General features: G+C 69.5%; 11 protein-coding genes and 1 pseudogene. 8 read left to right on the top strand and 4 right to left on the bottom strand.

Annotated features, from left to right (window positions below; genetic code table 11):
• From QR77_RS25025 to QR77_RS24990, 8 genes and pseudogenes are all read left to right on the top strand, one after another.
• Positions 1-581, top strand: a pseudogene (locus QR77_RS25025) (hypothetical protein); the annotation flags it as partial.
• Between the two features lie 42 nt (positions 582-623).
• Positions 624-1,397 (top strand): SDR family oxidoreductase, encoded by a 774-nt coding sequence (locus QR77_RS25020; RefSeq protein WP_040024348.1) that lies wholly within the window; start codon positions 624-626, stop codon positions 1,395-1,397.
• Positions 1,398-1,524: 127 nt separating this feature from the next.
• Positions 1,525-2,640 carry a substrate-binding domain-containing protein gene (locus QR77_RS25015; protein ID WP_040024347.1) on the top strand — a complete coding sequence of 372 codons (1,116 nt, stop codon included), beginning with the start codon at positions 1,525-1,527 and terminating at the stop codon, positions 2,638-2,640.
• 66 nt (positions 2,641-2,706) lie between these two features.
• Entirely contained in the window at positions 2,707-4,047 is a 1,341-nt protein-coding gene (locus QR77_RS25010) for an extracellular solute-binding protein (RefSeq protein WP_040024345.1), read from the top strand.
• Positions 4,044-5,045: a sugar ABC transporter permease gene (locus QR77_RS25005; protein ID WP_040024344.1), complete on the top strand. Its 1,002-nt coding sequence runs from the start codon at positions 4,044-4,046 to the stop codon at positions 5,043-5,045. The genes QR77_RS25010 and QR77_RS25005 overlap by 4 nt, the downstream gene beginning before the upstream one ends.
• A complete protein-coding gene (locus QR77_RS25000) occupies positions 5,042-5,974 on the top strand; it encodes a carbohydrate ABC transporter permease (protein WP_040024343.1) in 933 nt (310 codons plus the stop codon). Before QR77_RS25005 ends, QR77_RS25000 begins: the two co-directional genes overlap by 4 nt.
• Before the next feature lie 52 nt (positions 5,975-6,026).
• Positions 6,027-7,070, top strand: a complete 1,044-nt coding sequence (locus tag QR77_RS24995; protein WP_052489035.1) for a hydroxyacid dehydrogenase — start codon at positions 6,027-6,029, stop codon at positions 7,068-7,070.
• 245 nt (positions 7,071-7,315) lie between these two features.
• Entirely contained in the window at positions 7,316-8,452 is a 1,137-nt protein-coding gene (locus QR77_RS24990) for a PQQ-dependent sugar dehydrogenase (protein ID WP_040024342.1), read from the top strand.
• 189 nt (positions 8,453-8,641) lie between these two features.
• On the opposite strand, the gene groL is transcribed toward QR77_RS24990, so the two are convergent.
• The 4 genes from groL to QR77_RS24970 form a co-directional block, all read right to left on the bottom strand.
• A complete protein-coding gene (gene groL, locus QR77_RS24985; RefSeq protein WP_040024341.1) occupies positions 8,642-10,264 on the bottom strand; it encodes a chaperonin GroEL in 1,623 nt (540 codons plus the stop codon).
• A gap of 96 nt (positions 10,265-10,360) precedes the next feature.
• The gene (gene groES / locus QR77_RS24980) at positions 10,361-10,672 is read right to left on the bottom strand and encodes a co-chaperone GroES (RefSeq protein ID WP_173476346.1); all 312 of its coding nucleotides are present in this window, start codon (positions 10,670-10,672) and stop codon (positions 10,361-10,363) included.
• Positions 10,673-11,113: 441 nt separating this feature from the next.
• Positions 11,114-11,542: a hypothetical protein gene (locus QR77_RS24975; RefSeq protein ID WP_040024339.1), complete on the bottom strand. Its 429-nt coding sequence runs from the start codon at positions 11,540-11,542 to the stop codon at positions 11,114-11,116.
• Between the two features lie 108 nt (positions 11,543-11,650).
• A partial coding sequence (locus QR77_RS24970; protein WP_040024338.1) for a polysaccharide deacetylase family protein occupies positions 11,651-12,412 on the bottom strand: 762 nt, incomplete at its 5' end.

Raw genomic sequence — 12,412 nt, 5'->3', positions numbered from 1 at the left:
CCGTGACTGCGGCGGGCTCCGCCCGTACCACGCCGGCGATCGTCGTCGGGCTGGTCGTGACCTTGCTCTGCGGCTATCTGGCGGCGGCGCAGTGGGTCGAGCCGGCCCGTACGGACGCCGACGACCTGCGCAGGTCGCGGCTGCTGCCGTACACCTATCCATCACTCGTCCTGCGGCACGCGGTGCTGCCCATCGCCGCTCTGGTGGTGGCGGGCGGTGTGGGGTGCGGGGTGCTGGCGGCGTTCGGTCTGCCGGTGGGGCCCGCGGTGGTCGTGCTGGTCTCGGCGCCCGCTCTGGTGGGTGCGGCGCTGGTCTCGGCCAACCGGGGCAGTGTGCCGCAGTCGCTGTTCATCGGCGCCGACACCGCGATGGGCAACACGGCCCCGATCCAGGTGGTGCTGTGGCTCGTACGCGCTCCGCTGTCGGTCTGCGGCGCGCTGGGTCTGGCTGTCTTCTGGCTGTTCCGGGTCGCGCCTGAGGGTGTGTCCCACGTCGTGGAGCCGCTGGCGCTGCTCGTCGCGGCGACGGCGGTGGCGCTGCGCTGGGCGCAGGGGCGGGCGCGGAAGCTGTACGAGACGTAGCCGTGGTGAGGGCGGGCTTCCGGGAGCGCTAACGTGCCGCGCATGACGACTGCTTTGATTACGGGCGCCACGGCGGGGATCGGCGCCGCCTTCACCCGGCGGCTGGCGGCGGACGGGCACAACCTGGTGCTGGTGGCTCGCGACACCGAGCGTTTGCGGGAGCACGCCACAGAACTGCACGACCGGCACGGCATCGAGGCGGAGGTCCTCACCGCCGACCTCTCCACCGACCAGGGCATCGAGGCGGTCGAGAACCGGCTCTCCGAGAGCAAGCACTCGGTCGATCTGCTGGTCAACAACGCGGGCTTCGGCAACAAGGGCCGTTTCCTCGACGTCCCGATGGCCGATGAGCTGACCATGCTGAAGGTGCACTGCGAGGCGGTGCTGCGGCTGACCTCGGCCGCCGTCGTGGGGATGCAGGCACGCGGACGCGGCGGTGTCGTCAACGTGGCGTCGGTCGCGGCCTTCCTGCCGCGCGGGACGTACGGGGCCTCGAAGTCGTGGGTCGTGCAGTTCACCCAGGGCGCGGCCCGTGATCTGGCCGGTTCGGGGGTACGGCTGATGGCGCTGTGCCCCGGGTTCGTGCGGACCGAGTTCCATGACCGGGCGGGCATGGGGACGGACAACATCCCGGGCTGGATGTGGCTGGACGCGGACAAGCTGGTGGCGGCGGCGCTCGCCGACCTGGCACGCGGCAAGACCGTGTCCGTACCGGATCCGCGCTACAAGGCGCTGATGAGCGCGGTGAAGCTGGCGCCGCGCGGACTGCTGGGCGGGATCACCTCGAAGACGGGGCGCAAGTACGGCCCGCAGTGATCCCTTGATCCGTTGGAGGCGGACTGATCGAATGATCGGATCGGCCCGCCTTTTCGATCGTACGCATTAGGGTCGTGACGTCCGGGACACCGCCTGCCCGGGCTTCACACCGCGAGAGGGCCCCACCGTGCGCGAAGGTGCCGCTGAACGTCATGACCGGCTGCTGAATCTGGTCCGCGAGCGCGGCACCGTACGGGTGTCCGACCTCGCCACCGCGCTCGGGGTCGCCCCCGTCACCGCGCGGCGTGATGTGGAGGTGCTCGCCGGGCGCGGGCTGCTCGACCGCGCCCACGGCTCGGTGTCCTGGCCCGAGGACAGGGGCCCGGCCGGCATAGCGGCGGGCGGCGGCGGACCGGTCATCGGGATGCTCGCTCCGGCGGCCGGTTACTACTTCGCCGAGATCATCCGGGGCGCGCACGAGGCCTCGGCGCGGCTCGGCGCCCGGCTGATCCTGCGGGTCTCTGAGTACCGCGCCGAGGACGACGCCGCGCACGCCGCCGGGCTGCTGGCGGCGGGCGCCGAGGGGCTGCTCGTCGCGCCGAGCTGGACCGCGCCCGACCACCCGGCCACGTACAGCGACTGGATCACCCGGCTGCCGGTGCCGACCGTGCTGGTGGAGCGGACGGGGGTGCCGGGCGGGCCGCTGGACGACATGGACCGGGTCCGCTCCGACCACGCGCACGGCGTGCTGCTCGCCGTATGCCATCTCGTGGGGCTCGGGCACCGCGCACCGGTCCTGGTGGGGCGCTCGGACAGTGCCACCGCGATGGCCGTGCGCGCCGGCTACACCCGGGCGCTGGACGCGCTCGGGCTCACGGCCCCGCGTCCGGTGATCGACTCGATGCCGGCCGAGCGGGACCCGGAGCGCTTCGAGCGTGCCGCGCTCGCGCTGTACGAGTCGGTGCGCGCCGGTGAGGTGACTGCGGCGCTGATGCACAACGACGAGGACGCCACCTGGATGGTGCGGCGCCTCGCCGAACTGGGCGTACGGGTCCCCGGCGACCTGGCGCTGATCACGTACGACGACGAGGTCGCCGCGCTCGCCGACACCCCGCTGACTGCGGTCGCGCCGCCCAAGCGCGAGGTCGGGCGGTACGCGGCCGAGCTGCTGATCGAGCGGTTGACGACGCCCGGCGACGACGGGCCGCGCCGCCATCTGGAGCTGCTTCCCCGGCTCCGCGTACGGGCATCGTGCGGCGGCCCCGTTCGATCATTTTCCGATCAATCAATCTTTCGCTCTTGACTTCGCTCACGGCGGCTCGAAGGATCACGGCCACTGCCTGTCCCCCGCCTGCCCAGGAGCCGAGTTGTGAGCCGCAGTTGGTCCCGTCCGATCCATGCCCTGGTGGGCGCAGCCACCACGCTGGCCGCGCTCGCCGCCCTCACAGCGTGCGGCGGGAGCGGCGCCGAAGCCCCGGCCGAGGGCACCGCCGCCCATCCCGTGACCCTCACCTTCTGGGCCTGGACCAAGGGCACCCAGCAGGTCGTCGACAAGTTCAACGCGACGCACGACACGGTCAAGGTGAAGTTCGACGAGATACCCTCCGGCGGTCTGGGCGGCTACCCCAAGATCGCCAACGCGGTGAAGGCGGGCATCGCCCCGGATGTGCTCTCCATCGAGTATCCGCAGCTCTCACAGTTCGTCAGCCAGGGCTCGCTCCAGGACCTGAGCAGCTACTTCACTCCTGAGGTCAAGAAGAAGTTCCTGCCGCAGACCATCCAGCTCACCACGCTGGGCGGGAAGAACTGGGCCGTACCGTCCGACGCCGCGCCGCAGATCTTCTACTACCGCAAGGACTTCTTCACCAAGAACCACATCCCGCTGCCGCGCACCTGGGCGGAGTTCCGTACGGCGGCCCAGCAGGTGAAGAAGGCGGCGCCGGACACCCGGATCGCGAGCTTCTTCCCCGACGACCCCACCTTCTTCCAGGCGATGGCCTGGCAGGCCGGCGCCCAGTGGTTCAAAACGACGAAGGACTCGTGGCAGATCGACGCCGACGGCCCCGCCTCCGTCAAGACCGCGAAGTACTGGCAGGGCCTGATCGACGACAAGCTCGTCAGTACGGCGTCCTCGTTCTCGCCGCAGTGGGTCAGCGGCCTCAAGCAGGGCACCATCGTCGGCTACCTCGGCGCTTCCTGGAGCGCGGGTGTGCTCGCCGGCATCGTGCCCGAGGAGAAGGGCAAGTGGGCCGGGGTCGAGGTGCCGAGCTGGGACGCGGCCAGGCCGTCCAGCGGGATGATCCAGGGCTCCAGCTTCGCGGTCAGCAAGAACAGCACGAAGACGGCGGCCGCCGCCGCTTTCGCGCTCTGGATGTCCACGTCCAAGGACGCCGTCGAGGCGCGTATCGGCGCGAGCACCTCCAGCGCCCTGCCCGCCTCGCCCGCCATGGTGCCGGTCGCCCAGAAGGCCTTCGACACCAGCTTCTTCGGAGGGCAGGACCTTTACGCCCTCTACCAGAAGGCCGGGAGGACGATCTCGCCGAACTGGGTGTGGGGACCGAGCACCGGCGCCACCAACGACGCGCTCGGTGACGAACTCACCAAGGTCGTCGGCGGCAGTTCCACGCTGACCCACGCCATCACCACCACCCAGGACGTCACCGTCGCCAATCTGAAGAAGCGCGGGCTGAAGGTCGAGGACCCGTCATGAGTACAGACATCGGCAAGATCGACGAGGCGCCGGGCCCGGACGCCACCGCCGGGGCCACCGGCGAGGGGCACCCAGCCAGGACCCGGCGCAGCGCGAGGCCCCGTACCGCCAGGGCCAGTACGGGCCTCGCGGCGGGCGTCCTCCTCACCCCCTTCTTCGTCCTGTTCACCGTCGCGATGGTGATCCCCGTCCTCTACGCGGTCTGGCTCAGCCTGTTCACCGAGAAGTCGTCGGGGCTCGGCTTCGACGGCCCCCGTACCGTCTTCCACGGCCTCGGCAACTACCTCACCGCGCTCGGCGACCAGGCGTTCCGCGAGGGCTTCTGGATTCTGCTCGGCTACTGCGTCCTCTACATCCCCCTGATGGTCGGCGGCGCGCTCGTCGTCTCGCTGCTGCTCGACTCGGCGCTGGCCCGCGCGCGCCGCTTCTTCCAGCTCGCGCTGTTCCTGCCGCACGCCATCCCAGGGCTGATCGCCGCGCTGATCTGGATCTACCTCTACACGCCGGGCCTGAGCCCGGTCGTCAACGCGATGCAGTCCGGCGGCATCGGCTTCGACTTCTTCTCGTCCGGCGGTGCGCTGCCCTCGGTGGTCAACATCGCGCTGTGGGAGTGGATCGGCTACAACGTCGTGATCTTCTACGCGTCGCTCCAGGCCGTCGACCGCTCGCTGCTGGAGGCGGCGACGGTGGACGGCGCCGGTCAGTGGCGGCTCGCCTTCAGCATCAAACTGCCGCTGATCCGCTCGTCGGTGGCGCTGGTGCTGCTCTTCACCATCATCGGCTCGCTCCAGCTCTTCACCGAGCCGCTCGTCCTCTCGGGCTCCGGCTCGGCCATCACCAGCGCCTGGACACCCAACATGTACGCCTACAGCGCGGCCTTCCAGCAGAACGACTACGGTCTCGCCGCCGCGGCTTCGGTCCTCATCGCGCTGGTCGCCGCCGTGCTGTCCTTCGTCGTCACCCGATTCTCCAACCGGAAGGAGGCGCGGGCAGCATGACAACCCCTCTCGTGGTCGACCCGGCCACCCAGCTCACATCCCCGGGCCGCGCCAGCGCCCACCGCGCCCCCGTCGGGGCGCCCCGCCCCGGCACCAGCCGCTGGCTGTCGAAGTCCGCGGTCAACGGCGTACTGATCCTGGTCGCCGCCTACACCCTCTTCCCGCTGATCTGGCTGATCACCGCGGCCACGAAGGACGCGGGGAACATCCTCGGCGGCGATGTCTTCTCCTTCGAGGGCTTCAACCTCGGCAGGAACCTCTCCGACCTGGCGTCCTACCAGGACGGCATCTACTTCCGGTGGTACGGCAACTCCCTGCTGTACGCGGGCATCGGCGCCATCGGCTGCTCGCTGGTGAGCGTCGCCGCCGGGTACGCCTTCGACAAGTACCAGTTCCGGGGCAAGGAGAAGCTGTTCGCCGTCGTGCTGCTGGGCGTACTGCTGCCCTCCACCGCGCTGTCGCTCCCGCTGTACCTGCTGGCGGTGAAGACGGGGACGGTCAACACGTACTGGGCGGTGCTGATCCCGGTGCTGGTCAATCCGTTCGGGGTGTATCTGTCCCGGATCTTCAGCGCGGGCTACATCCCGAACGAGGCGCTGGAGGCGGCCAGGATCGACGGCGCGGGCGAGCTGCGCGCGTTCTGGTCGATCGGTCTGCGTATGGTCATGCCGGGCTTTGTGACGGTCTTCCTCTTCCAGTTCACCGCGATCTGGAACAACTTCTTCCTCCCCCTGGTGATGCTCTCGGACAAGAGCCTCTATCCGCTGAGCCTCGGTCTGTTCAGTTGGCACAGCAACGCCCAGTCGACCCCGAGCTTCTACCCGATGGTCGTCACGGGCTCGCTCCTCGCCGTCACGCCGCTGATCATCGCCTTCATCACCTTGCAGCGGTACTGGAAGGCCGGCCTGACCGCCGGCAGCGTCAAGTGACCGAGCACCGGCGACCGGTGACGGACCAGCAGCGAGGAGCTTGAGTACCACCATGCACGACGCCACTGACAACGGGCCTTCCGGCCACCGGCCTCGCGCCCTGCTCTCCATGGAAGCGGGCATCGCCGAGCGGCTGTTCACCGACGCCCACCTGACCAGGCTGACCGGTCTCGTCCGGATCGATCCCGGTCTGATCGCCGACCGGCTCACCGACCCGGTGCCCGCCGTGGCCGCCGCGCTCGCCGAGGCCGAACTGCTCATCACCTGCTGGGGCGCGCCGCCGCTCACCGCCGCCGTCCTCGACGGCGCGCCCCGGCTGCGGGCGGTCGTCCACGCGGCGGGGAGCGTCAAGCACCACATCACCGACGCCTGCTGGGAGCGCGGCCTCGACGTCGCCTCGGCCGCCGGCGCCAACGCTCTGCCGGTGGCGGAGTACACGCTCGCCGCGATCCTCTTCGCGGGCAAGAACGTGCTGGGTTCGGCGCTGCGCTACCGGAGCCTGCGCGCGGAGCACGACTGGCGCGCCGAGCTGGACGGCGCCGGCAACTACCGCCGTACGGTGGGGATCGTCGGCGCCTCCCGCATCGGCCGGCGCGTCATCGAGCTGCTGCGTCCGTTCGATCTCGACGTCCTGCTGTACGACCCGTACGTGGACGCAGCGGCGGCGGCCGCGCTCGGCGTGACCTCCGTACCGCTCGACGAACTGTGCGCGCGCAGCCAGGTCGTATCGGTCCACGCGCCGCAGATCCCGGCGACGCTGCACATGATCGGTACGGCGCAGCTCGCGGCGATGGCGGACGGTTCGACGCTGATCAACACCGCGCGCGGCTCGCTGATCGACGAGGACGCGCTGCTGCCGGAGCTGGTCTCCGGCCGGCTGCACGCGGTGCTCGATGTGACGGAACCCGAGCTGCCGGCGGCCGGTTCACCGCTCTACGACCTGCCGAACGTCCTGCTCACCCCGCATATCGCGGGCTCGCTCGGCGGGGAGATCCACCGCATGGCCGACCAGGCGCTCGACGAGGTCGAGCGGTTCGTGAAGGGGGTGCCCTTCGCCGATCCCGTACATCCGGCGGCGCTGCACCTCTCCGCGTGACGCCGGCGGTCGTACTCGTACCCGTACCGAGAGGGCCGGAGCGAGAGGGCCGTACCGAGAGTGCCGGACCGGGAACGGAAACAGATAGATGGTCTAGGCCAACATGCCCCTGTCCCCGTATCCTCACCGGAGCCAGCGGCACACGATCCCCCACCCAGGTTGCGTGCTGGCGCGGGGTAACGCCCTTCTCACTCTGCCCCAGCAGCCGGGTGACCTTCCCACTCCCCACCTCTAGGACGGTCACGGTGAAAGTTCGTACCAGAAGTTCGGCGATCATCGGCACCATCTGCCTCCTCGGTTCGCTCGCCTTATCCACGGCGTCCGCCGACGAGCCCGCCGCCCGACCCAAGGCGGCACACGTCGCGCTCAAGACAGTTGCCACGGCGCAGAATCCGACCGCCGGCACCGCCGGCCCCAACGGCACCGTGTGGATAGCCGAACGCGCGGGCACCGTAAGGGTCCTGAACAAGGGAACGCTCGGCGGGCCCGTACTCGACATATCCGCCGAGACCACCACCGACGGCGAACGCGGCCTGCTGGGCATCGCGTTCGACAAGAAGTTCGCGCACTTCTACATCTCGTTCACGAACCTCGAAGGCACCAGCACCATCGACGAGTTCGCCGTGCGGCAGGGCAAGATCCAGCCGGCCACCCGGCGCACCGTGCTCACCCAGACGCAGCCGTACGAGAACCACAACGGCGGCGACATCAAGTTCGGCCCCGACGGCTACCTCTACATCGCCTTCGGCGACGGCGGCGCGGGCGGCGACCCGCACGGCAACGGGCAGAAGCTCGACACACTGCTCGGCAAGCTGCTGCGGATCGACCCGACCGGTGGCAAGCCGTACGCGATCCCGGCGGACAACCCGTTCGTGAACGACCCGAACGCGCGGGGCGAGATCTGGGCGTACGGGCTGCGCAACCCGTGGCGGTTCTCCTTCGACGCAGGAACGGGCGACCTGCTGATCGGCGACGTCGGCGAGAGCGCCTGGGAAGAGGTCGACTGGGCCCCGGCGTCCAGCAAGGGGGGCGAGAACTACGGCTGGTCCTCCATGGAGGGCACCCATCCCTTCCGGGGCGGCGTCGAACCGGCGAACCATGTGCCGCCGGTCCACGAGTACGACCGTAACGGGCTGGGCTGCGCGGTGACCGGCGGATTCGTCTACCGCGGCAAGGCGATCCCGGCGCTCAAGGGGCAGTACGTGTTCAGCGACTACTGCGACGGCACCATCCGGACCCTGCAGTTGAAGAACGGCAAGGTGACGGGTCAGACCGACCTCGGCGTCAACGGCGGCGAGGTCATCTCGTTCGTGCAGGGCGGCGACGGCGAGCTGTACGCGCTCGCGATCGGCGGCACGATCTCCCGCATCGACCCGGCGTAACCGCTTCTACGGGGTTCTGGGTTCTGGGTTCGGCCCTCACGGGCGGCCGTACCCGCAGCCGTACCCGCAACCCGTAGCCCAGTAGCCGCACCCGCACAGCGATCCGCCCCGCTGGACGACTTCCAGCGGGGCGGATCAACCAACAGCGTCCCCCGAAGGGGCACCGGGCGCTCACATGTCCGAGCTGCGTCAGTGGCTGTGGCCGTGGCTGTGACCGGCCTCGGCCTCTTCCTCCGCGGGCTTCTCGACGACCAGGGTCTCGGTCGTGAGGAGCAGCGAAGCGATGGAAGCGGCGTTCTCCAGGGCGGAGCGCGTGACCTTGACCGGGTCGATGACGCCGGCCTTCACCAGGTCGACGTACTCGCCCGTCGCGGCGTTGAAGCCGTGGCCCAGGTCCAGTTCGGCGACCTTCGCGGTGATGACGTAGCCCTCAAGGCCGGCGTTCTCGGCGATCCAGCGCAGCGGCTCGACCACGGCGCGGCGGACGACCGCGACACCGGTGGCCTCGTCGCCCTCCTTGCCGAGGTTGCCGTCGAGCACCTTGGCGGCGTGCACCAGGGCGGAGCCACCACCGGAGACGATGCCCTCCTCGACCGCGGCGCGGGTCGCGGAGATGGCGTCCTCCAGACGGTGCTTCTTCTCCTTCAGCTCCACCTCGGTGGCGGCACCGACGGAGATCACGCACACGCCGCCGGCCAGCTTCGCGAGGCGCTCCTGGAGCTTCTCGCGGTCCCAGTCGGAGTCCGTGGAGTCGATCTCGGCCTTGATCTGGTTGACGCGGCCCGCGACGTCGGCGCTGTTGCCGCCGCCGTCGACGATGGTCGTGTCGTCCTTGGTGATCGTGACGCGGCGGGCGGAGCCCAGCACGTCAAGACCGGCCTGGTCGAGCTTGAGGCCGACCTCCTCGGCGATGACCGTCGCGCCCGTGAGGGTGGCGATGTCGCCGAGCATGGCCTTGCGGCGGTCGCCGAAGCCCGGGGCCTTCACCGCGACGGCGTTGAAGGTGCCACGGATCTTGTTGACGACGAGAGTGGAGAGCGCCTCGCCCTCGACGTCCTCGGCGATGATGAGCAGCGGCTTGGAGCCACCGGCGGCGATGACCTTCTCCAGCAGGGGCAGCATGTCCTGGATGGAGGTGATCTTGCCCTGGTTGATCAGGATGTACGGGTCGTCGAGGACGGCCTCCATACGCTCCTGGTCGGTCACCATGTACGGCGACAGGTAGCCCTTGTCGAAGGCCATGCCCTCGGTGAAGGCCAGGTCGAGACCGAAGGTGTTGGACTCCTCGACGGTGATGACACCGTCCTTGCCGACCTTGTCCATCGCCTCGGCGATGAGGTCACCGACCTGCTGGTCCTGCGCGGAGAGCGCGGCCACGGCGGCGATGTCGGACTTGTCGTCGATCGGGCGCGCGGTCTCCAGCAGGTTCGCGGAGACGGCGGCGACCGCGGCGTCGATGCCCTTCTTCAGGGCGGCCGGGGAAGCGCCGGCCGCGACGTTGCGCAGGCCTTCGCGTACGAGCGCCTGGGCCAGCACGGTCGCGGTGGTGGTGCCGTCACCCGCGACGTCGTTGGTCTTGGTCGCGACCTCCTTGACCAACTGCGCGCCGAGGTTCTCGTACGGGTCGTCGAGCTCGACCTCGCGGGCGATCGTGACACCGTCGTTGGTGATGGTCGGGGCGCCGAACTTCTTGTCGATGACGACGTTGCGGCCACGGGGGCCGATCGTCACCTTCACCGTGTCGGCAAGCTTGTTGACGCCGCGCTCGAGGGCGCGACGGGCGTCCTCGTCGAACTTCAGGATCTTCGCCATTAGAGCTTCTGTGTCCTCTCAACTGAACGGCGCCCCCGTCCGCCCGGCATTCGCAGGGGGGCCGAGGGCGCAGCTCAAAGCAATCTGTCCGGTGAACTACTTCTCGATGATCGCGAGTACGTCGCGAGCCGAGAGGACGAGGTACTCCTCGCCGCTGTACTTCACCTCGGTGCCGCCGTACTTGCTGTAGAGAACGACGTCGCCGACGGAAACGTCGAGCGGAAGCCGCTCGCCGTTCTCGAAACGGCCCGGTCCAACAGCCAGGACAACGCCCTCCTGGGGCTTCTCCTTGGCAGTGTCCGGGATGACCAGGCCAGAGGCCGTGGTCTGCTCGGCGTCGAGCGGCTGGACCACAATGCGGTCCTCGAGCGGCTTGATGGCAACCTTGGTGCTGGCGGTCGTCGTCACGATCCGACCTCCCCCTTCGGAGATCTCGGGGCTTAACTGTCTGGGGTGGCGACCAGATCGATCCGTCGTCGCGGGTGCCGGATCTGCCAGTCGCGCTTTGGCACTCTCCAGTGGGGAGTGCCAGACATGAGACTATGACCGCGATTAGCACTCGGTCAAGCGGAGTGCCAACGCACGGCCTCGTGGCGGTTCCGTTCGGGCAGCGGGGCGCGGCTCAGGGGGCGCGAATTCCGTACATCCGTACGACGATGCGAGACCTGTCCGCCCCGGGCCCGGCCTCTCCGGCCTGATCTCCCCGGGAGAGACGGCGGCGGCGGAACACGTTCGGGTACGTGTCGCACGGGCGGGTCAATACGGGTGCGGGCCGCGCGTGTCGGGCGCGCGTCGGCCGCGTGTCGGGCTCGCGTTGGGCCGTACGGGCGCCTCCTGGCAGCGCAGGGATCAGTCGGTGATCCGGCGGTCGGCCAGGACCTCGTTGCGGGCGACGGCGTACGCGACCATCGCCGAGTCGAGGTACGCCCGCACCTCGACGATGGTGTCCCCGTCGAACCGGCACACCCAGCAGTAGCGGTTGTCGAAAGGCGCCCCGTCGTTCGTCGTGGACGTGGCGAGCAGCTCGGCGACCGCGATGTCGCCGTCCAGGTGCAGGTGGCGGAGCTTCAGCCGTACGCCCTCCCGCATCAGCGGGGTCAGCCGGTCGAAGGTGGCGGCGACGAACGACTGCTTGTCGAGGTAGGTACCGGCGAGTTGATGCGTACCCATGACCGTCCAGCGGACGTCGGCGGCGACGCGGTCGAAGAACCCGGCGGTCGTCGCCGGGTCCTCCAGCTTGGCGAACAGTTCGGTGCGGTCCTGGCGCTTGTCCGGCATCGTGTCCGCTTCCTCTTCCTGTTCGTTCCCTGTTCCGCTCCCCCGTTCACGGTGTTCCGGGCTCGCCCCGGCCCGGCACGTGCGGGCCCGGCACGTGCGGGCCCGGGCTCAGACGTAGTCCTCCAGCCTGGCGACGGCGTACCCCTCGTCCGTGATGCGCTTCATGACCGCCCTGATCAGGTCGGGCATGGACGCCTTCCACTCCTTGTGGCCCTGGAAGTGGGTGAGGATGATGTCGCCGGGGTGCAGCTTGTGATCCCCGCGCCACTCCATGTGGTCCGGGAACGCCTCGGCCTCCCACAGTGGTACGGCCTTGATCCCGCACGACTTCGCGGCGCGCAGGCTGTCGCGGTTGTAGTTGCCGAACGGCGGGCGGAAGAGCAGCGGCGCCGCCCCGTACCGCTCCGTGATCTTGACTTGCTGGTCGCAGATCTCGTGGTGCTGCCGCGCGTACGACATCGACGGCAGGTAGGGGTGGTGGAGCGTGTGGTTGTTCAGGGTGACGCCGCGCTTCTGCATCTTCTTGAAGAAGGCGTAGTTGTCGCTGATCACGTAGTCGCTGAGGAAGGCGCTGTACGGGATCTTCAGCTCGGACATCATCCGCAGCAGTTCGGGGTCCTTGTCGGCGCCGTCGTCCATCGTCAGGAAGACGACCTTGTTCTTGACCGGGACGTTGGTGAAGACCGGCGGGAGCGCGGCGCCGCCCTTGACCTCGAACCCCTTACGGGTGGTGATCCTCGGCTTGACGGCGGGCGGCGCGGGCGCGACCAGGGGGACCTTGGCGAGCTTCCACTTCGCCGCGACGGCGACGCGCGCGACCTGGGCGCGCTTGAGCTTCGCCGCGTACGCGGCGGCGGCGCCGGCGGGGCC

Origin of the sequence: Streptomyces sp. 150FB, assembly GCF_000818195.1 — a bacterium.
Classification (GTDB): Bacteria; Actinomycetota; Actinomycetes; order Streptomycetales; family Streptomycetaceae; genus Streptomyces.
This window is presented reverse-complemented; position numbering and strand designations above follow the sequence as displayed.